Consider the following 20,093-nt stretch of genomic DNA (forward strand, 5'->3'; position numbering starts at 1 on the left):
CTAGAAAGTCTGAATCGGACCGAGCGCTCCCAGTCCGGCCAGGGAGAAATTGACGGTGAACTGCTTCTCGCCGCTGACCTGGTGGCTGCTGACCCGGTCCGAGTAGGCGAGGATCACGCTCCAGCACTGCTGCCGGTACTCCACTGCGTAGCGCGATTCGAGGAAGCCTCCCCGGTCGAAGGAGTAGCGCCCCAGGACGTCAGCGGTGAGCTGGCTGGTGAGCGGGAAGGTGACACCGGCACCGAGGTAGTCGAGCTCGTCGCGGCTGTGCCGGTAGGTGACGCTGGCCTGGGTGCGCCCTTCCCCCTTGACCTGCAGTCCGAGGTTGGCGGTGGAAAGGACGTTGTCGGTGGTGTTGTAACGCCCGTCGACGAGCAGGGAAAGGTCCTGCACCGGGGTGATCACGCTCTCCAGCATCAAGTCGGTGAGGCGGTTCCCCTCGTCCACCAGGGTGAGCAGGTCGCGGCGCTGTCCGGAAAACTGGTACCCCTGGGAAAGCTTCAGGTACAGGATGTCGCGATACTCGTCGGGGATCCCTTCACGCACGTACTTGCGGGTGAAGGTATTGGCGACGGACCAGTAGGCGATGTTCTGCCCCAGCACCCGGTCGCCGTAGTCGTAGAAGGGGAGGTCCTGATCGCTGCGCCGCTGCACGTAGTTGTACTGCAGCGAAGGGACCAGCAGGTGCCGCAGGGTGCCGTTGTCGTAGATCCGCTCCAGGGGCAGCGACAGGGCGCCACCGCCGTCGGCCTGGCCGATCTGGCGCCAGCCGTTCTCGGGGGTGTCCCCGTGCGCGTTGTACAGGCGCTGCTGGAACGCGCCGAACAGGGAGAAGTCGACGATCCCGGCGGGCTTGGCGTAGTAGCTGACCCGGGGGTGCAGCACCAGGCGCTGCCCGGTCGGCCCCACGGCGTGCTCGAAGCTGGTCAGGCTGGAATCCATGGAGAAAAAGACCGGCCCGACCTTCTCACCGGCGGCAATGAAGCCGAAGGTGGGGAGGCGCTGCAGCGTGGCGCGGTTGTTAGGTGCCTCCAGGTCCTGGTCGTAGGTCAGCGCACCGAACAGGCCATAGCGCTGCCAGCGCCGGTCAAAGGAGACCGACGACTCCAGCAGCTGCCGGTTGTACTCGCCGGAGAACTCGCCGTAATCGAGGTAGTACTTGCGGTCCGAAACCATGTGGACGGTGGAGGCGAGGGTCAGTTCAGGCGTCAGCAGTTCCAGGTGCTTTTGCTGCAGTTCGCCGCGGAACTTCGACTCGTTGGTGTCGTAGATGCCGAAGGCACGCAGGCGCCCCTGGCTGTCGTTGGGGCGCAGGTACTGGTAGTCTACGCCGGCCCCGACACCGCGGGAACTCTCCAGGTCGAGGTCGAAGGTGGCTTCCTGGCTGGGGTCGATGGCCCAGTAGTAGGGCTGGTCCAGGTAGAACCCCTTCTTCGAGGAGTAGCCGAGCTTGGGGATCATGAGACCCGACTGTCGTTCCGTGTTGGCAGGAAAGATCAGGTACGGGGTATAAAAGAGCGGGATGTCGTCGACGTAGAAGACGGCGTTTCTCGCGGTGGCGTACTCCTCCAGGGTGACGTCGACCTTCTTCGCCTCAAAGCGCCAGCTCGGATGCTCCCCGTCGCAGGTGGTGAAGACACCGCGCTCGATCCGGTAGTCGTCGTCGCCGGTCTTCATCAGGCGCGGGGCACGCAGCCGGAAATTGGATTTCTTTATGAAGAGTTCTCCGTTCAGGAGTTCACCTTTCTGGGTGATCAGGTTCAGGGAAAGCTGGTCCCCCTTCATGGTGTCCCCTTCCCGCTCCAGCAGCACGTCTCCCTTGGCAAGGGCATCGCCGGTCAGACGACGGTAAATGACGCTATCCGCGAGCAGGGAAGCATCGCCCTGCAGGATCTGGACCTTACCTTCGGCATTGTAGCTGTCGGTCTCTGGATCCAGGAAAAGGGAATCTGCCTTGAGCGTCACATCCTTGGCAGGCAGGACTATCTTGTCCGATGTGCCCGTTTTGTCCGAAGACTTCTCGACAGGGGGCGCCTTCGTGAAAGACATCGCCTTGTCCTTGCCGTGGGCAAGGGTCGCTGACAACAGCAGGTATGTAACAAGCCACAAGGCTTTTGCAGGTTTCATCGGACTCCAACCAAAAGTAAGTTTCATCGCTGTGACCTGTCAGACTGAGTCCGACCGTCGGCCGCACCGCCTTTAACCTCGAAACGGCTCGAAGCTACGTGACTTGAGGTGGCTGCGCGCCTCACCCACGGTGAACAGGGAGCCGCAGACCAGGATCAGGTCGTCGTCCTGGGCCAGGTTGCGCGCCAGCTCGATCCCCTGCACCACGCTTCCCGCCTCCATCGCCTCCACCCCGGCACCGAAACAGTAGGTGGCCAGCTCCCCCGCAGGGAGGGCCCGCTCCAGGGCCGGGGCGACAGCAAAGACGCGGTCGGCCAGCGGCAAAAGCGGTGCCAGTATCCCGGAGAGCTCCTTGTCGGCCATTACGCCGACCACGAGGAAGAGCCGCCCGCGCGGGATATCGGCGAGCGCATCGGCCAGCGCGGCCGCGCCTGCCGGATTGTGCGCACCATCGAGCAAAAGGCGCGGCGGCCCGGGAAAGAGTTCCATCCGGCCCGGCCAGCGGGCGTTGGCCACGCCGGCTATCATCGCCTGGGGTGTTACCGGGAACCCCACCGCCCGCAAGAGTTCCGCCGAGGCGAGGGCAAGCGCCGCGTTGCCGCTTTGGTAGCGACCGTACAGACCGCAGGAAAGTGCGTCTAGCGTGACGCCGATGCCGCGGTAGTTGAGCAGGCCGTCCAGCCAGAAGGCGTCGAAAGACTCCCCCTGACGGTACAGCGGCGCATCGAGTTGGGCCGCCTGGTGCTCGATGATGAACTGCGCGTCGCGGTCCTGCCGTGCCGAGAGAATGGGCGCACCTGGCTTGCAGATCCCAGCCTTCTCCGCCGCGATATCCTCGATAGTTTTACCAAGATAATCGGTATGTTCCAGGGAGATGGGCGCGATGGCGCAGAGCACCCCCGGCAATATGTTGGTGGCGTCGAGCCGCCCCCCCATACCGGCCTCGAAGACCGCGATCTCGACGCCTGCTTCGGCGAAATGGAGGATGGCGAGCGCCGTCACAATCTCGAAAAAGGTGGCTTCCTCTGGCGCGGCTGCCATCACCATCTCGGCGAAGCGGACCACGTCCGCCTCCCCTATCTCGGTGCCGTTGACCTGGATGCGCTCGGTGAAGGAGATCAGGTGCGGCGAGGTGAACAGTCCCGTCCGGTAGCCGCCGGCCTTAAGGATGGAGCAGAGGAAGGAGGCCGTCGACCCCTTGCCGTTGGTGCCGACTACGTGGACCGCCTTGAAGGCGTCCTGCGGGTTGCCCAGGGCGGCAAGCAGACGGGTGATCCTGTCCAGCCCAGGCTTGATGCCGAAGCGGCCAAGGGCATAGATGTGCGCAAGCGTTTCGGCGTAGGTCATGACAGGCGGGGATTATAGGTAAAGAAGGTGAAAAAGTCCATATTAATCCCGGTCGCCGAGTTACCGCTCGGGCCAGGCCAGACGCAGCCCGAGGCCGATCAGGATGCATCCCGCACCCTGCCCGATCCTGTTCCCGGCGCCGGCGCTACGGTTGAGCCAACGCCCGATTTCGCCGGACAAAAGCGCGACCACCCCGAAGCCGAGCATGGTGAGCACGACGAAGGTGGTGCCGAGGATGAACATCTGCATGGGGACGCCCCCGCGCCCCCGGTCTACGAACTGCGGGAAGAAGGCGAGAAAGAAGAGCGCCACCTTGGGGTTCATGATGTTGGCCAGGATGCTCTGCCGGAAGATTACCCGGCTCTCAAGTTGCCCCGCGGCGCCGTCTGGGACCAGTGAGGTGCGGCTTTTGAGCATCTTGTAGCCGATGTACATCAGGTAGGCTGCACCGGCGTAGCGGACACAGGCGAACGCGGTCGCCGACGAGGTGATCAGGGCGGAGAGACCGACGATGGCGAAGAAGGTATGGGCGAAGTTCCCCAGGGCAAAGCCGGCAGCGGCGGCCAGCGCCGCCTTCCGCCCCTGCGCTACCCCGCGAGTCATCACGTAGATGATGTCGGGACCGGGGGTGAAGATGAGAACGGTGGAGGTGAAAGCGAACAGGGCCAGTTGGGAAAGGGAAACCATGGTGACCTCAGGTTAAGGTTAAGGTTAAGGTTAAGGTTGAGGTTGAGGAGCAGGTAAAAAGAAAGGTTAAGGCTGGGAAGGATGTAACCTTCTCGACCTTAACCTTTCCTTGCTACGGTCGCGGTTTACTCAACCTCAACCTTAACCTCGACCTGCTTTAGTTTCTGTAGAGCATCTTGAGAATGCTGGAGAGCTGCGCCTTCATCTTGCCGCGCTCAACAATGACATCCACCATGCCGTGGTCGAGCAGGTACTCCGAACGCTGGAAGCCCTGCGGGAGCTTCTGGCGGATGGTCTGCTCGATGACGCGGGGACCGGCGAACCCGATCAGCGCCTTGGGCTCGGCCATGTTGATGTCGCCCAGCATCGCGAAGCTCGCGGTGACGCCACCGGTGGTCGGGTCGGTCAGGATAGAGACGAAGGGGAGCCCCGCTTCGCGCAACTTGGCCAGCGCCGCGGAGGTCTTGGCCATCTGCATGAGCGAGAGGATGCTCTCCTGCATCCTGGCGCCGCCGGAGGCGGAGATGATGATGCACGGGGTCTTCTGCTCCAAGGCGCGCTCGATGCCGCGGGTGATCTTCTCGCCGACCACGCTCCCCATGGAGCCGCCCATGAAGGAGAAGTCGAAGACGCAGATCTGCACCGGGGTCCCTTCGATCTTGCCCGACCCGCAGACGATGGCGTCCTTGCTGCCACCCTTGGCCAGCGCCTGGTCGATGCGGTCCTGGTAGCTCTTGCTGTCCTTGAACTCGAGGAAGTCAACCGACACCATGCCCGCGTCGAACTCGGTGAAGGTCCCCTCGTCGATGAGGAGTTCGATCCTCTTCTTGGTGGAGATGCGGTAGTGATGGCCGCACTTCGGGCAGACGTTAAGGTTGCTCTCGATGTCCTTCGTATAGATGGTCTCGTTGCAGCTGACGCACTTCGTCCAAAGCCCTTCCGGAACCTTTACCTTGTGCTCCCCAGCCTTCGCCATCGGCGGATTATCCCTTTTGAACCAAGCCATATGTGCCCTCTTTTGGGGGAATGCCCCAAGCTGTTTTATTACGTCGTAAAACAGCGCTGATTCTTAGCAGATCGAACCTGCTATGTCAAACAAAACGGTGCGACGACGCCGCTAAACCGCTGAAAGAATAACCGATTATTTCTACGCTCCCTGCAGCACCCCTTGTTTTAAAGCGGAGACGAAAGCAGAGACCTCACGCAGCAGTTCCTCGCCCTGGTACTTCTCGAAATACTTGACCAGAGCGCTCCCCACCACCACGCCGTCGGCGACCTTGGCCACCTGGCCCGCTTGCTCCGGTGTGGAGATGCCGAAGCCGACCACGAGGGGAAGATCCAGCGCGTTGCGCACCTCGGTGACGCGGTCGGCAAGGGTATCGGCAACAGCGGTCCTCGCGCCGGTGACGCCGGTGACGGAGACGTAGTAGATGAAGCCCGAGCCTTGGCGGGCCACAGACTCGACACGCGAGGCGTCGGAGGTGGGGGTAAGGAGGAAGATCAAGTCCAGGCCGCAGCGGTCGGTATGCTCTTTGAGTTCGGGCGCCTCCTCGGGGGGAAGATCTACCACCAGCAGGGCATCCACGCCGGCCTTGGCGGCGTCGCAGGCGAAGCGCTCGGCGCCGTAGGTGAAGATGGGATTGAAGTACCCCATGAGGACGATGGGGACCTGGGTCCGGGTCCTGAGCCGGGTCACCAGTTCCAGGATCCCGGGGAGCGTGGTACCCGCTGCCAGTGCGCGATCCGAAGAGAGCTGGATGGTCGGCCCGTCGGCCATGGGATCGGAGAAGGGAACCCCCAGCTCGATCAGGTCGGCGCCGGCCTGCTCCAGTGCCAGCACGACCTTTTCGGTGCTGGCGAGGTCGGGGTCACCCGCGGTGACGAAGGTCACCAGCGCCTTTTCCCCGCGCCCTTTCAGTGCTGCGAATTTATCGGAAATCCTGCTCATGGTCACTCCTTTCAAACAGCAGAACACGTGCGACGTTCTACCGTTACTGTCGCACATGCACTTAACAGAGGTAGCAGCCGCGACCTCCACGGCAGGCCTCCCCTTATAACAAAAAAAGTCCCCCTCGGGGAGAGGGGGATTTGGTCGGTACTGCAAAAAATCGGTGGAATGTGTCCTAGATCTTGAACGCGTCCATCTCCTGCTTCAGCATCTCGGTCTGGCGGAAGAGCTTGTAGACTGCCTCGTCCATGACGCGGGTCGCCTCGAGGTTGGCGTCGGTGGCCTGCTGGATGTCCTCGACCGACATGACGATCTGCTCGGAGCCGCGGGTCTGCTCGTCGCAGGCGCGCTTGATGTGGCGAATCATCTCGGTGATGCTCTCGGTGGACTGGGCGATCAGGTTCCCCACCTTGTTCTGCTCGCGGGTGGAGGAGAGCACCTGGGAGGTCAGGCTCTTCATGTTCTCGACCGCACCCATGATCAGCTCGCTTCCCTGACCCTGCTCCCGGGTCGCCTTGGCGATCTGGGCCACCATCTCGGAGACCTGCTCCATCGCCTCGCGGATCATCTGGCTTCCCTTGGCCTGCTCGACCGTGGTACGCGCGATCTCGCTCACCTGGGCGGTGGCCTCGGTAACGCCGACCACTATCTTGGTGAGCGCCTCGCCAGATTTCTGTGACAACAGTTCGCCGTCGGCGATGGAACGCTCGGCCTGGTCGATGGCATCGACGGCGCGCTGGGTCTCTTCCTGCACGCCACGGATCACCAGGGAAATCTCGCGGGTTGAGCTGGAGGTGCGCTCGGAAAGTTCCTTGATTTCGTCCGCGACCACGGCAAAGCCCTTGCCGTGCTCGCCGGCCTGGGCGGCGATGATGGCGGCGTTCAGAGCGAGCAGGTTGGTCTGCTCTGCCACCTCGTCGATCACCGAGAGGATGTCGCCGATATCGGCGGCGCGCTCGGAGAGAGTGGTGATGACCTCGCTGGTAATAAGGGAGGCGCGCTTGATCTCCTGCATGCCGTTGATGACGGCGTCGACCGCCTCACGCCCGGTCTCGGCGTCGATGCGTACCGCCTTGGAGATGGCGGCGGTCTCGTTGGCGTTTCTTTCCACCTGCTTGATGGAGCTGTCCATCTCCATGACGGAAGAGGCGGTGGCGGTAGAAACCTCCATGAGGCTCACCACGCCGTTGCCGACCTGCTTGATGGAGGCGCCCATTTCGACGATGGAGGAACTCACCTCGTTCACCGACAGGGCCAGGTTCTCCATGTTTTGCACCACCTCTTCGACGCTGGAGGCCATCTCCAGGATGGAAGAAGAGCTTTCGGAGGCGGAAATGGAGAGGGAATCGACCCCCTGGGCCACTCCCTTCACCGAGGTATTGATCTGCACGATGGCAGCGGAGGTCTTGGAGACGCTCTCGGCCTGGGTCTTGGCGGAGCCGACCACCGAGTGGGAGGCCTTGGCCATGGTGTCGGAAATGCCGGCCAGCTCGTTGGAGGAGCGGGAAACCTTGCCGATCATCCCGGAGAGCTTGCCCACCATCTCGTTGAAGTCGCTTCCCAGCTTGCCGATCTCGTCGTGGATCCCCATCTCGACCCGCGCAGTGAGATCCCCTTCGGAGCCGCTGTTGACCGCCGCTCCCATCACCGAGAGGCGGGACACGATGTTGCGCGTGATGAGCAGGCCGAGCAGGATCGCCAGGGCCACTGCCACCAGGATCACCGCGGCGAAGGTGATCCCCGCGGACTGCTGAATCTCGGTGACCTGCTTGTTGGCATCCGTCATCCGGTTGCCAACTTCGACCAGGATATCGTCCAGGTCCTCCTTGGCCTTGTCGTTGGCGGTGGCAATCTCCTCGTTGGCGAGCTGGTTCAGCCGCTGGTCGGCCAGGGCGTCCTTGGCCGCCTGGCTCATCACCCCGGGGGGAACCCCTTTCATGAGCGCTTGTTTGCGCGCAACCAGCTCGTCAGCCACCTTCTCGAACTCGGCCCAGCTCACCAGGAACTGGCGGGTCCTCTTCTCGACCACGCTTCCCTTGGCCACCGGGAGCACGCCCAGCTTCTTGTTCCCTTCCAGGATGATCTGGGCCTGACTAAGCAGGGTGTCCCGCTTCATCTGGTAGTCGTCGATGTACTCCTGGAGCTTCTCCGGGTCGTTGGGGACCAGGGCGGCCTGCATCAGGCTCACGTGGCAGTACTTCTGGGTCACTCCCATGAGGAGCACCAGCTTTTGCTGTTTGGCGAGCTGCTCGAGGATGTTCTGGATCTGGCCGCCGACCCTCTTGATGTTAAGGGCACCGAAACCGCCGGTGAAGGCGACCAACAAGGCCATGATCAGGAAGGACCCGATCAGGCGGGTACGCAAGGTCAGGTCTTTCATTATAATTACTTCTCCGCTTCAGCGAGGAGGTAGTTCATCAGGTCCACGGAGGCCTTCACTTCGGCCTTGCTCATGTTGGAGTCGGGCTTTCTGAGCATCTTGATGCCGTAGGCCTTGGTCGCGTTGCGGTCGAAAGGCTGGCCGGAGATGGGGGCGACACCGGTCTGAATGGCAACGATGGTGCGCTCCAGGGTATGACATTTCACGCACTTGACCCTGACGATCTCGTAGTTGGCCTTCATGGCCGGCGGAAACCCGGAGGGGTCGAGACGCATGGCATCACCTTTGCCGATGACCTTGAGCCCGGCATGGGCGGTGGCAGCGGTTGCTGCGATAAGAAGCATGGTAACCAGGAGTTTTTTCATAATACGTCCTCCAAATTTTGTCGGCGGCGGCCGCCGTTTGGGCATGTCCGGACCGTCAGCTTACATGCTGAAGGCGATAGAAGCAAAGGCTATGTTGCCGGTTCCTTCCGGGGCAATGCTGTGAGTGTATTCAATGGACATCCGCACGTTCTGCAGCGGAGTGTAGGCGATGGCGGGGGTCAGGCGCTTGACGGTGCCGTCGCCGGTGTTCAGGTATTCGTAACGGAACACCGGAACGACGTTCACCGGTGCGCCCAGGTAGTACTCGCCCTCCAGGGTGTAGGCCCTGCTGTCGACTGCCGCGCTCATGAATCCAACATTGGTATCATGACCGAAGCTGCCGCTCCCCTTGAGGTGCAGCCGCTTGTATAGAATGTCGGCCTCGGCGCCGATACGGCGGAAGTTGTTCAAGTTCTGCGCGACGCCGTTGGCGTTGAACTCGCCGTTTTGCCCCCAGTAGCCGAAGCCCCCCAGGGTAACGCTCAGGTAATCCCAGATGCTGTCCTTCTCTAGGTCGACTTCGGGCTCCTGGCCCTTCAGGTCGGTGCCGCCGATCTTCAAGGAGATGTGCCCGTAGCCGTCTTCCCGATCCTGGCCGTTGCGATCCACAACGCCACCGGCGACAAAGAGGCGGTTACCCAGCAGGGCGTTCAGCTCCACCCCGTCCTCGGTGGCATCGCTGCTGAAAGGGGAGAGGCCGACGCGGTAGGTGGTGGACGCAAAGGAAGGAACCGGCAGGATGCGGTTGCTCTTTTTCCACAGCGAAAGTTTCGGCTCGAAGCGACCCACCTTCATGTTGACCGGGGAACCGAAGGCCTGGCGCCAGACCAGGAACAACTCGTCCAGATCGGGGTCGTTGCCGGGGGGAACGTTGGTGTTGTTAGCAGGATTGACGAGCGACGAAGACCGCTGCATCCCCTGGGAGTAGAGGTTGTAGGTGGCGAAGAAACCAAACAGGTCGCGGAAGGAGCCGCCGGCCTGCAAGGTAATCGACCTGGTGGAAAGATCGAGCTTGTTGCCGTCGGCGGCATGCTCGTCATAGGCAAGGTCAGCGGTCGCGGTAAGCGACAGCGGTATCTGCTGGGGCAAGCCAGAGATGAAGGACCACTCGTTGCCCGGCTCGGCACCTTGGGTTGCCCCTTTCGCCGCTTCCTTCTTGTGGGGGTACACGTACCCGTTTTTCAGGAAGGCGTCGCCGAATTCGTTGAGCTCGGGGTAAATAGTGTGACAGGTGGAACATTCAGTCTTGTGCTGCCGACTGAAGGCCGGGATGGCGTTTGCCGTGCCCGGGGCCAGCAGGGGCGCACAGGAGATACCGAGAAGGAACATGACCGCTACAGTATACTTTTTCAGAAACATAGTTGGTCTCCTACACTGCAACCAGCACTTAAATTAGATTAAATTAATACTATTAGAGCGGTTCAATCCCCTACCAAATGCATACTTGACGCAATTGGACTGGTGATTAATACAATATTGCAGAAGTGAAGTCAACTTAACAAAAAGGGAACCAAGGCTGCTGTGAGCTAACACTCATTTTTCTCTACTTTTTTGCTATAGAAGATGCTATAAGGTAGCGTCTTAAACCTTTGGGAGGGCACGCTATGCTGCTAAAAAGCCTTGTTTTCCTCGTTGTCACTACGCTCCTCGTGGCAGGGTGCGGAGGTGGTTCCGCCAACAACGCCACCGGAGTCTCGAAGCTTGCCCAGTCCCAAAAGTGCATGGACGCAAGCTGTCACGCCGGCTCGGTCTCACCGGGAACCGGCGCGTTGATCGTCCAGGAGTGGATGAACTCCACGCACAACACCCAAAACGGAGCGGGATGCGCCGACTGTCACGAGCCCCACCCCGGTCACCCGGAGTCCTGTGCCAAATGTCACGGCGGCGGTAGCGGCGTGGCGACGCAGAACCCGGATTCCGCCGGCAAATGCGACAAGTGCCACGGGCTCTCGCACCCCAACGACATCCAGGTGAGACTCGCGCCGCAGCATTTCGGCAACATGACCACGAGCATCAACAACAGCACCTACAGGGCCTCGTACCTGAGTTCCAATTACATCCGCAACTGCCGCAACTGTCATAACCCGCACGACCCGACCACGGCGATGGCGGCCAACGCCGAGTGGGCAGAGTCCGGACACGGCGACGTGCTCTCCGGAGCGAGAACCCGCTACGACTTTAAGACCCGCGGCAGCTACGAACCGTACAATCTGACCTACCAGTACTACTGTGTTCGTTGCCACACCTCCACCGGGTACATCAACTTCGTCACCAGCGGCTTCTCCGACGTGAGACCCTTCGCGGGCCCGGGATACGCGGTGGTGCAGAACTACCCGGTCAAGGTGGCACCCGGCGCCGCGCAACCCGCGGATGCACCGTCCCCGGACAAAACAAAAGAAGTTACCGCCTGCAACGTCTGCCACGACAACGGAGCCGGCCGGGCCTACAACTGGGCCACCCGCGTCGTGGGTGCCTACCGCGGCTATTACAACTTCTCGTCCTCCAACAGCTCTCCGACGGTCAAGCTCAATAACAGCGTCACCGTCTACCCCGACGTGAACGACTCCAACGTCTGCGTCCCCTGCCATTCCGGCCGCGGCATCGGTTCCATGATCTACGCCGCGCAGGCCTCCGGGATGGACTTCAGCAATACCTCTGCGCCGGGAGCACACGATCGCGCCGCGGCAACCCTTATCTTCCGGACCGGAGGGTACGAGTTCATCGGCAGGAACTACGTACCTGATTACTACCTGCACAGGTACATCGGCGTGGGGAACCAAAATGGCACCGGCAACAAAGGTCCCTGCGTGACCTGTCACATGAACAGCGCGGCCCCCCACAGCTTCCTCCCCGTTGATAAGGACAGCACCGGCACCATCACGGCCATTGTCAGCCAAACCTGTGCGCACTGCCACACCGGTGACCATGCCCTCTCCCCTGCCTTTCTGCAGAACGAGAAGAAAGGTTACGCAGCGGCCATCGCCATGCTGAACGTCCTGAAGACCGATCCGGCCCTGCCGGCCAACACACTGAATCCAACCCGTTCAAAGGTTAGGCCCCTGGCCAACAAGAACTCCGACTACAACGCGGCCTTCCCCGGCGGCGGGGCCAACACCATGGGAGCCTTCTTCAACTCCAGCCTGCTGCAGAACGACCCCGGTGCCTTCGCCCACAACCGTATTTACACCAAGAGGCTCATCTACGATTCCATCGACTGGTTGAGCAACGGCGTTATGGACAACGACGTGGAGAGCGCGATCAACAATGCGACCCTGGCGGTCAACAGCAATACCGGCAAGGTGTCCCTCAGTAACCCGATCCTGGGCGGGGACTACATCACGGCACGACTCCCGACCGTCGACTATTCGGCCGCCTTCGCTCAGGTCAAGGCAGACGCCATCACCTACCTGCTTGGCGGCCCCGGCGGGGGACGCCCGTAAGGGAAGAGTATGAAGATACTGCTGCACATCTGCTGCGCGCCCTGTGCCATCTACCCGGTCAAGGAACTCAGATCCGCCGGGCTCGATGTCACAGGGCTCTTCTTCAACCACAACATCCACCCGTACACCGAGTACAAGCTGCGCATGGAGGCCCTGAAGACCTATGCGAAGCTGGTGGAGTTGGAGGTGCACTACCGGGAGGAATACCTCCTGGAGGAGTTCCTCACCAACGTGGCCGGCGAGCCCCAGGGGCGCTGCGCTTACTGCTACCGCTCCCGCCTGGAGGAAGCCGCACGCACCGCCGCAGAGATGGGCTTCAAGAGGTTCACCTCCACCCTGCTCTACAGTCGCTATCAAAACCAGCAGCTGATCCGGGAGTTTGGTGTCAAACTTGGCGAGCGCTACGGCGTGGAGTTCCACTACGAGGATTTCCGCACCGGCTGGCAGGAAGGGATCAACCTCTCCAAAGAGATGGGGCTGTACCGTCAGAAATACTGCGGCTGCATCTACAGCGAAAAGGAACGCTACGTCAGGAAGTAACGAGCCAGGCGAAAATGTAAAGGGGACTGGCTCCTAAGGTGCCAGTCCCCTTTTTTAGTTTCACACAACAACGTGGCGGTGTCCTCCCCTCGCCCTCCGGGAGAGGGTGCCCGCAGGGCGGGTGAGGGCGATGCCACGAAGAGAGAGAGGCGCCCGCCGCTACGCCCTCATCCGGTCAACGCCCGTCAAAGGACACTCCATGCCCTCCTTCGGAAAATCCCTCATTGTCATCGGCCTGATCATCGCCGCCGTCGGCGCGCTCTTCACCCTTGCCGGGAAGATCCCGTGGCTAGGGCGTTTGCCGGGCGACATATACGTGAAGAAGGAGAACTTCACCTTCTACTTCCCGCTTGCCACCAGCATCATCATCTCCCTGCTGCTCTCCTTCATCCTCTGGCTGTTCCGGAAGTAATCCCGCCCCCCTCCCTAACCCTCCCCCTCCGGGGGCGGGAACACCGCGCCCTTTTTACCAAGGTCGGGAGGTTAAATTACTCCACAGCCCGAGAACCAGCGTCCCCCCCTTTGCGAAGGGGGGACAGGGGGGATTTGTCTTTATCTGCCATCGCCACGATCTTCCCTCCCTTCTCCAGGAGGAACAGATCGCCGCGCCAGCGCACCCGGTTGCCGATCAGCGACAGCGCCCACACCCCGAAGGAAAGCCCATCCCTCAACGGCAACAGCCACAGCCAGCGCGGCAGGAGCCTGTCCTTGACCAGCGATTGGCTGTAGCTGGTGCAGACCAGCGACCGCACCAGGTACAAAAGCGCCGCGGCGCCCCACCCCGCCAGGGAGAATCCTGAGATAAGCAGCGCGAGGAGCGCCCCCGGGAACGGCAGCGTGATCCCCGAAGCAAGGTACCCTCCCGGGCGGGAGACCCGCATGGTGCGACCCCAGCGCAGCTGCCGCGACAGCAGTTCGGCGAGCCTCTCGTCCCCGCGCATCATGCTCTCTACGAAGTAGGGCGACAGTTCCAGCCGGTAGCCGGCCTTGTGAATCATGTTGCCCAACTGGTAGTCGTCGGCGAGGTAATCGACCAGCGCCTCGAAGCCTCCGATCCGCTCCAGTGCCTCCCGGCGCACCGCCATCGACGCCCCTAGTGCAAAGGAAAGCCCCTCCAGCTTCAGCGCCGCCATCACGTTGGGAATCATCTCGCAGCAAAAGCCCAGCGCCTCGATGGCACAGCCGGTTCCCGCCACCTGCGAACTGCGGTACAGCGAGGTTACCAGCCCGACCTCGGGGTCGGCAAAGGAGGCGCAGACCTGGCGCAGGTACTGATCCTCGACCCTGATGTCGCTGTCGCAGACCACCAGAAGGGGGTGCTTCGCCTTGGCGTAGGCATGCATCAGGTTGCACACCTTGTAGTTGGCCCCGTGGATGGCGGGATCGACCACCAGCTCGATGTCCGTCTCCGGGTAGGTCGTCATCAGCCGCCTGATCACGGCAATGACGGGATCCTCAGGCGAAGCGACCGCAAAAACGATCTGGTAGCAGGGGTAGTCCTGGCGGCAGAAAGAGGAGAAGTTCTCGAAGCTGTCGCCGTCGAGCCCCCGGACCGGCTTCAGGATGGAAACCGGTGGCGCGTGGTCGGCCAGAGCGACAGGCGCGGCGAAGAAGCTGCGGCCGCAGAACAGAGTGATGCCGGCGTAGGCCAAGGCAGGTGCAACAGCTAAAAACGGGAGGGCTTCGCGCAGCATCAGCGGATCCTTTCGATCAGCACCAGGTACGGTGCCGTGTCGGGGCGGTTCAATTGCCGGTGCCGCCAGACGTTGAATCGGCCCGGGTGCAGCGCGGCAGCCCAGCCTTCGACGGCGGCCGCTTCCTCCGGGCCGCCAGCGTGACCGGTGTAGAGGGCGACGGTGATGATGCCGCAGGGTGCGAGCAGTTGCGCCGCCTGCCCAAGAGCGGAGACGGTATTGGCCGGGTCAGTGATCAGGGTGGTGTCGCCGCCGGGAAGGTAGCCGAGATTGAATGCCGCCGCCATGATGCCTTGCGGTACGAACTCGGCCGTCCGCTCGTGTCCCGCCTCGACGAGCCGCACCTGGGCCAGCCGTCCTTCCCGATCCAGCAGTTCGCGGGTGGCCGAGATGGCGCGCGACTGGACGTCGAAGGCCCAGACCATCCCCCCCTCCCCGACCAGTTCCGCGAGCAGGAGGGTATCAAGGCCGTTGCCGCAGGTTGCGTCCAGCACCTGGTCTCCCGGTCGCACCCGCTCCCTCAGGAAGTAATGCGACAGCGGCACCGCCCCGCGCAGCGTCTCCATGCTTGCTCCTCTTAGAACCTGCTCCTCTTTATAAATCATTGAACGCGCTTCGTGGCATTGGCGTCAGGTCTTTATTTTTTTGCCGCCAGCGTGAGCACCGCCGGCAGCGTCACCATGAACGCTATCTGGCAGGCAACCATCCCCAGCGACATCACCGCCCCGATGCTGAACACCCCCTGGTGCCGCGCCACCATGAGCGCCCCGAAACTGGCCATGATGGTCAGCGTGTTCAACAGCACCCCGACCCCGGTGGAGCTCAGGATCACACCCGCGGCACTCCCCTCCTCGCGCCGGTACCGGTTGATGATGTAGATCCCGGAGTCGACCGCGATCCCCAATACCAACGGCATCACGATGATGTTGGCCGAGTTGAAACTGATGCCGAAGAGCCACATGCCGCTCACCATGAACAAAAGCCCCACCAGTAGCGGGACCAGCCCGATCAGCGCGAATTTCACACTCCTAAAGGCGAGCAGCAGGATCCCGACGATGGCCACGAAGGCGTAGATGAAGGCGAGGCGATAAGAATCGCGCATGATGGTCATGGACTCGTAGACCATCACCGGCTCCCCGGTGGCATGCGGTTCCACGCTTCTCACCTCGTCGATGAAGGTCTTGAGCGGTTCGCGGTTGAAGATCTCCCCCTTGGGAGCGACCTGCAACATCAGCTTCCCGGTTTTCCCCACGAAACGGGAACGGAGTTCCTTCGGTACGTCCGCCTCGGTCACCGGCTTGGCCGTGAGACTCTGCTTGAGAAGCTCGATCTTGGCCGGGAGGTCCTTGAACATCCCCCCCTGGAAATCCTGGAGCATCCCCACCGCGTTCTTGTCCCGCTCCTTTTCCAGCCCGGCAAAAAACTTGTCCAGGGTCGCCACGAAGGCCGCCGCCTGCTTCGCTTCCGGGCGCCGCTCCTTCTCCAGCCGCTCCTTGAGCGCGACCGCGGCGTTCCTAAAGGCCTCGAAGACCTTGGGAAGCTCCATGAGCGAGAGGTTTTCCTCGTACGGTGCCGGCTTCACGTCGGCAAGCTCCCGTTGCAGCGCGGCCAGTTCCGCGAGCTTTTCCGGCTGGTGGTCCGGCACCAACGTGTTCAGGCTCACCACGTGGTCCACGCTCGGCAGCCGCTCCAGCTTGGCCGTTTTCGCCTGGGCGTCGGCGGCGTTATCGGCCATGACCACGGCGAAGTAGCCGCTGTTCTCCTTGCTTCTCATCAGCTTGTAGGCGTAGGTAACCGACTCCAGCCCCTTGGCCTGCAGGTTCATCAGGTTGTAGTCGAAGGAGACCCGTGACAGGGGATAGAGCGAGGCGACGCACAGCGCCAGGGTCAGGGCGATGACCAGCCGGGGACGGTCGAAGAGGAGCCGGGACAGCGCCCCGTGCTCGCTGGGGCGTGCCGTGGCGGCGGCGGTGCGTACCTTGCGGTAGCGCGCGAGGAGCACCAGCAACGCGGGGAGCACGGTGAAGGTGACCAGGACGCAGATGACGACCCCGCCGGCCGCGATGATGCCCAGTTCGGCGATGCCGCGGAAGTCGGTGAAGACGAAGGTGAGGAAGGCGGCGGCGACGGTGGCCGCGGCCATGATGATGGCCCACGTGTTCCTGGTCACCCCTGTTTCCAGGGCAACCATTTCACCCGCCCCCAGTTGCAACTCCTCCTGGTAGCGCAGCACCACCTGGATGCCGTACTCGATACCGATGCCGATCAACATCACGGCAAACACCATGGAGAGTATGTTCAGGTGGCCGACCGCGACGGTGGCGAACCCGAACGAGAGGGAGATGGCGACCAGCAGGGAAACCATGGCGGCAAAGACGTTGAGGACGCCGCGGAAGGCGAACAGGAGCAGGACCACCGTCAGCACCAGGGAAACCACGGTCGCCAGGGTGATGTCCTTCTCGCTGGTGGTCATCTCCTCGTGCTCGAGGACCGGGGTCCCGGTGAGCCCCACGCTGATCCCCTTGTATTCGGGCAGCGCCTTCAGGCGTGCCACCTCGGCGCGGACCACGGCTATGGCCGCCTTGGCGGGGACGAATCCCGCCATGTCCCGTACCGGGAGCGCGGTCAGTATCTGCTGGCGCCCGGCGCGCGCGAAGGCGGAATCCTGGTTCATGAAGACGCTTTCCATCGAGGGAGCGCTCCCCTTCCCGGTCCCGAAACTGGTGAAACCGGCGCCCAGCTTGTCCAGCATGAACATGATGCCCGGCAGCTGCTTCTCGTCGCCGGCCAGGTAGCGGTCGATGCTCCCGGTCATGTGGGTGAAAAGGGTCTGCACCGAGGGGGACGCAGAGAGCGCCCGCAAGGCTGGCGCCGCAAGGGTCAGGTTGCGGCGCAATTCCTTTATCTCGTCCAACGACATGAACAGCAGACCGTTGTCGCGGAAATAGGGGAGCGCGAAAGGATAGAAGACATCGGAGAAGTGAGCCCTGTCCTTGGCGAGCGTGTCGTGCAGGCGCGTGCCGAACTCTCCCACCTTCTCGGCATCCTGCCCCTCGATCACCACCACGATATCCTCCATGCTGCCGAACTCGGCTCGGAAGGCGCGGTAGTCGCGGTTGAAGGAGGTGTTCTGCGGCATCAGGTCATCGCGCCCGGTGAGAAACTCCATGCGCTGCGCAGTGAGCCAGATCGATAATGCCGAGACAATAAGTGCCAGGGTCAGCACCAGCCAGGGGCGGCGCGCCGCGAGGGAGAAGAGCAGGCTAGGTTTTGGGGCTTCATTCATAGTATCATTGACCTTTTCCGCACATAAAATTAAGCCCCAGCAACCTAGCACACACCGGCCGCACAATCAACTGCACCGACCAAAATCCCTGTTTTCATTAGGAAAAAAATCAAGTCACCGGAAAAAACAGTGTACCTTTTGTCAAATCCATGGTAGATTTCCAGCCTTGTAACTATGAGTAAAGCAGTTACACTGAGTTAATTAGCACCAATCCGGCAGAAAGGAGTATGTGGTGACGTCCCCCTTCAAGCACCCCATATCACATGCACTCACCTCATTCAGCGGCACCGTTAGTGAGCCGGAGTTGAACGTCGAACACAAGGCAGGGGCAACGGTCCACCAGTTCCCCCCCGCTCTCTGGAAGAGTAAACCGGGCAAGGCAAAGAGCCCTCTTGACCTCGCCATTGAAGGAAGCCGCGACTTCTTCTTCCGTGAACAGCTCCCCAAAGGATATTGGTGGGCCGAGCTGGAATCCAATGTCACCATCACCGCAGAATATATAATGCTGCTCCATTTCCTCGGGCTGGTCGATCACGAGCGCGAGCGCAAGATGAGCAACTACCTCCTCTCCAAGCAGACCGAGGAGGGATTCTGGACCATCTATTACGGCGGACCGGGCGACCTTTCCACCACCGTCGAGGCCTACTTCGCCTTGAAGCTCGCGGGCTACCCGGCCGAGCACCCGGCGCTCCAGAAGGCGCGCGCCTTCATCCTCTCCAAGGGTGGGGTGATCAAGTCCCGCGTCTTTACCAAGATCTTCCTGGCCCTGTTTGGCGAGTTCGACTGGCTGGGCGTGCCCAGCATGCCGGTGGAGCTGAACCTGCTCCCCAACTGGGCCTACATCAACATCTACGAATTCTCCAGCTGGGCCCGGGCCACCATCATCCCGCTCTCCATCGTGATGTACAAGCGGCCGGTGCACAAACTCCCCCCCGCGCAGCGCGTACAGGAACTGTTCGTGCGGCCGCCACGCGCCATCGACTACACCTTCACCAAGGAAGAAGGGATCTTCACCTGGAAAAACTTCTTCATCGGCCTGGACCACATGCTCAAGGTCTACGAGCGCAGCCCCATCCGCCCCTTCCACAAGCGGGCCATGGCCAAGGCCGAGGAATGGGTGCTGGAACACCAGGAGGAATCCGGTGACTGGGGCGGCATCCAGCCGGCCATGCTGAACGCGGTGCTGGCGCTGAGCGTCCTGGGCTACGAGAACGAGCATCCGGCGGTGGCCCAGGGGCTGAAGGCGCTGGAGCACTTTTGCATCGAGACTGAGGAGCAGTTGGTGCTCCAGTCCTGCGTCTCGCCGGTGTGGGATACGGCACTTGCCCTGAAGGCCCTGGTCGACGCCGGCGTGCCGTCCGACCACCCCTCGCTGGTGAAGGGCGCACAGTGGCTTTTGGAGCGCGAAGTGAGGCGCCCGGGCGATTGGAAGATCAAGTCCCCCGACCTCGAGCCGGGCGGCTGGGCGTTCGAATTTCTGAACGACTGGTATCCGGACGTCGATGACTCCGGCTTCGTCATGATCGCCCTGAAGGGGATCGAGGTGAAGGACCGCAAGGCGCTCGACGGCGCGGTGAAGAGGGGCATCACCTGGTGCCTGGGGATGCAGAGCAAAAACGGGGGCTGGGGCGCCTTCGACAAGGACAACACCAGGCACATCCTGAACAAGATCCCGTTCGCCGACCTTGAGGCGCTCATCGACCCGCCCACCGCCGATCTCACCGGCCGGATGCTGGAGTTGATGGGGACCTTCGACTATCCCATCACCTACCCGGCGGCGCAGCGCGCCCTGGAATTCCTGAAGAAGAACCAGGAGCCGGAAGGTCCCTGGTGGGGGCGCTGGGGGGTCAACTACCTCTACGGTACCTGGAGCGTACTGTGCGGCCTTGCCGCCATCGGCGAGGACATGCAGCAGCCCTACATCAAGAAGGCGGTCAACTGGATCAAGTCGCGCCAGAACATCGACGGCGGCTGGGGCGAGACCTGCGAGTCCTACCACGACGCCACCTTGGCGGGGATGGGAGAGAGCACGGCATCGCAGACCGGCTGGGCCCTTTTGAGTCTCATGGCGGCCGGCGAGGCCCACTCCTCCACCGTGGTGCGCGGCATCCAGTACCTGATCTCGACCCAGAAGCAGGACGGCACCTGGGACGAAACGCAGTACACCGGGACCGGGTTCCCCAAGTACTTCATGATCAAGTATCACATCTACCGCAACTGCTTCCCGCTCATGGCGCTGGGGACCTACCGCACCCTCACCGGCGCGGCGGAGTAGCGGC

15 protein-coding genes are annotated in these 20,093 nt (G+C 62.1%); 4 read left to right on the forward strand and 11 right to left on the reverse strand.

What is annotated here, in order from left to right; translation table 11 throughout:
- The 8 genes from K7R21_RS11090 to K7R21_RS11125 all read right to left on the reverse strand — a co-directional run bounded on the left by K7R21_RS11090 (position 1) and on the right by K7R21_RS11125 (position 10,213).
- On the reverse strand, positions 1 to 2,127 hold the full coding sequence (locus K7R21_RS11090; protein WP_224983321.1) for an LPS-assembly protein LptD: 2,127 nt from the start codon (positions 2,125 to 2,127) through the stop codon (positions 1 to 3).
- Positions 2,128 to 2,199: 72 nt separating this feature from the next.
- Positions 2,200 to 3,474, reverse strand: a complete 1,275-nt coding sequence (locus tag K7R21_RS11095) for a bifunctional folylpolyglutamate synthase/dihydrofolate synthase (RefSeq protein WP_224983322.1) — start codon at positions 3,472 to 3,474, stop codon at positions 2,200 to 2,202.
- Between the two features lie 60 nt (positions 3,475 to 3,534).
- Positions 3,535 to 4,161, reverse strand: a complete 627-nt coding sequence (locus K7R21_RS11100; RefSeq protein WP_224983324.1) for a LysE family translocator — start codon at positions 4,159 to 4,161, stop codon at positions 3,535 to 3,537.
- A gap of 157 nt (positions 4,162 to 4,318) precedes the next feature.
- Positions 4,319 to 5,167, reverse strand: coding sequence for an acetyl-CoA carboxylase, carboxyltransferase subunit beta (gene accD / locus K7R21_RS11105; protein ID WP_224983325.1), 849 nt, complete (start codon positions 5,165 to 5,167; stop codon positions 4,319 to 4,321).
- Between the two features lie 141 nt (positions 5,168 to 5,308).
- Positions 5,309 to 6,109: a tryptophan synthase subunit alpha gene (trpA, locus tag K7R21_RS11110; protein ID WP_224983327.1), complete on the reverse strand. Its 801-nt coding sequence runs from the start codon at positions 6,107 to 6,109 to the stop codon at positions 5,309 to 5,311.
- Positions 6,110 to 6,284: 175 nt separating this feature from the next.
- Positions 6,285 to 8,489 (reverse strand): methyl-accepting chemotaxis protein, encoded by a 2,205-nt coding sequence (locus K7R21_RS11115; RefSeq protein ID WP_224983328.1) that lies wholly within the window; start codon positions 8,487 to 8,489, stop codon positions 6,285 to 6,287.
- A 5-nt stretch (positions 8,490 to 8,494) separates the two neighbouring features.
- On the reverse strand, positions 8,495 to 8,854 hold the full coding sequence (locus K7R21_RS11120; RefSeq protein ID WP_224983330.1) for a cytochrome C: 360 nt from the start codon (positions 8,852 to 8,854) through the stop codon (positions 8,495 to 8,497).
- Positions 8,855 to 8,914: 60 nt separating this feature from the next.
- Positions 8,915 to 10,213 (reverse strand): cytochrome C, encoded by a 1,299-nt coding sequence (locus K7R21_RS11125; protein ID WP_224983332.1) that lies wholly within the window; start codon positions 10,211 to 10,213, stop codon positions 8,915 to 8,917.
- Positions 10,214 to 10,458: 245 nt separating this feature from the next.
- Here K7R21_RS11125 and K7R21_RS11130 point away from each other — a divergent pair, with 245 nt between their 5' ends.
- The 3 genes from K7R21_RS11130 (at position 10,459) to K7R21_RS11140 (ending at position 13,246) form a co-directional block, all read left to right on the forward strand.
- Positions 10,459 to 12,294 (forward strand): cytochrome C, encoded by a 1,836-nt coding sequence (locus tag K7R21_RS11130; protein ID WP_224983334.1) that lies wholly within the window; start codon positions 10,459 to 10,461, stop codon positions 12,292 to 12,294.
- Between the two features lie 9 nt (positions 12,295 to 12,303).
- Positions 12,304 to 12,834, forward strand: coding sequence for an epoxyqueuosine reductase QueH (locus tag K7R21_RS11135; protein WP_224983335.1), 531 nt, complete (start codon positions 12,304 to 12,306; stop codon positions 12,832 to 12,834).
- Positions 12,835 to 13,033: 199 nt separating this feature from the next.
- Complete coding sequence (locus K7R21_RS11140) at positions 13,034 to 13,246, forward strand: DUF2905 domain-containing protein (RefSeq protein ID WP_224983336.1); 213 nt, start codon at positions 13,034 to 13,036, stop codon at positions 13,244 to 13,246.
- Positions 13,247 to 13,322: 76 nt separating this feature from the next.
- Here the strand turns inward: K7R21_RS11140 and hpnI are convergent, their stop codons facing one another.
- The 3 genes from hpnI to K7R21_RS11155 form a co-directional block, all read right to left on the reverse strand.
- Complete coding sequence (gene hpnI / locus K7R21_RS11145; protein WP_224983337.1) at positions 13,323 to 14,528, reverse strand: bacteriohopanetetrol glucosamine biosynthesis glycosyltransferase HpnI; 1,206 nt, start codon at positions 14,526 to 14,528, stop codon at positions 13,323 to 13,325.
- Entirely contained in the window at positions 14,528 to 15,094 is a 567-nt protein-coding gene (locus K7R21_RS11150) for a tRNA (mnm(5)s(2)U34)-methyltransferase (RefSeq protein ID WP_224983338.1), read from the reverse strand. Before K7R21_RS11150 ends, hpnI begins: the two co-directional genes overlap by 1 nt.
- A gap of 71 nt (positions 15,095 to 15,165) precedes the next feature.
- Positions 15,166 to 17,814, reverse strand: coding sequence for an MMPL family transporter (locus tag K7R21_RS11155; protein ID WP_224983339.1), 2,649 nt, complete (start codon positions 17,812 to 17,814; stop codon positions 15,166 to 15,168).
- Between the two features lie 232 nt (positions 17,815 to 18,046).
- Between K7R21_RS11155 and shc the strand changes: the two genes are divergently transcribed.
- A complete protein-coding gene (gene shc, locus K7R21_RS11160; protein WP_224983340.1) occupies positions 18,047 to 20,089 on the forward strand; it encodes a squalene--hopene cyclase in 2,043 nt (680 codons plus the stop codon).
- The last annotated feature ends 4 nt before the right edge of the window (positions 20,090 to 20,093 follow it).

This window comes from Geomonas agri, from assembly GCF_020179605.1.
Classification (GTDB): Bacteria; Desulfobacterota; Desulfuromonadia; order Geobacterales; family Geobacteraceae; genus Geomonas; species Geomonas agri.

Excerpts from the sequence above, each read along its gene's own strand:
- K7R21_RS11090 (WP_224983321.1), bottom strand. The coding sequence starts at position 2,127 with ATGAAACCTGCAAAAGCCTTGTGGCTTGTTACATACCTGCTGTTGTCA.
- K7R21_RS11095 (WP_224983322.1), bottom strand. The coding sequence starts at position 3,474 with ATGACCTACGCCGAAACGCTTGCGCACATCTATGCCCTTGGCCGCTTC.
- K7R21_RS11100 (WP_224983324.1), bottom strand. The coding sequence starts at position 4,161 with ATGGTTTCCCTTTCCCAACTGGCCCTGTTCGCTTTCACCTCCACCGTT.
- accD (WP_224983325.1), bottom strand. The coding sequence starts at position 5,167 with ATGGCTTGGTTCAAAAGGGATAATCCGCCGATGGCGAAGGCTGGGGAG.
- trpA (WP_224983327.1), bottom strand. The coding sequence starts at position 6,109 with ATGAGCAGGATTTCCGATAAATTCGCAGCACTGAAAGGGCGCGGGGAA.
- K7R21_RS11115 (WP_224983328.1), bottom strand. The coding sequence starts at position 8,489 with ATGAAAGACCTGACCTTGCGTACCCGCCTGATCGGGTCCTTCCTGATC.
- K7R21_RS11120 (WP_224983330.1), bottom strand. The coding sequence starts at position 8,854 with ATGAAAAAACTCCTGGTTACCATGCTTCTTATCGCAGCAACCGCTGCC.
- K7R21_RS11125 (WP_224983332.1), bottom strand. The coding sequence starts at position 10,213 with ATGTTTCTGAAAAAGTATACTGTAGCGGTCATGTTCCTTCTCGGTATC.
- K7R21_RS11130 (WP_224983334.1), top strand. The coding sequence starts at position 10,459 with ATGCTGCTAAAAAGCCTTGTTTTCCTCGTTGTCACTACGCTCCTCGTG.
- K7R21_RS11135 (WP_224983335.1), top strand. The coding sequence starts at position 12,304 with ATGAAGATACTGCTGCACATCTGCTGCGCGCCCTGTGCCATCTACCCG.
- K7R21_RS11140 (WP_224983336.1), top strand. The coding sequence starts at position 13,034 with ATGCCCTCCTTCGGAAAATCCCTCATTGTCATCGGCCTGATCATCGCC.
- hpnI (WP_224983337.1), bottom strand. The coding sequence starts at position 14,528 with ATGCTGCGCGAAGCCCTCCCGTTTTTAGCTGTTGCACCTGCCTTGGCC.
- K7R21_RS11150 (WP_224983338.1), bottom strand. The coding sequence starts at position 15,094 with ATGGAGACGCTGCGCGGGGCGGTGCCGCTGTCGCATTACTTCCTGAGG.
- K7R21_RS11155 (WP_224983339.1), bottom strand. The coding sequence starts at position 17,814 with ATGAATGAAGCCCCAAAACCTAGCCTGCTCTTCTCCCTCGCGGCGCGC.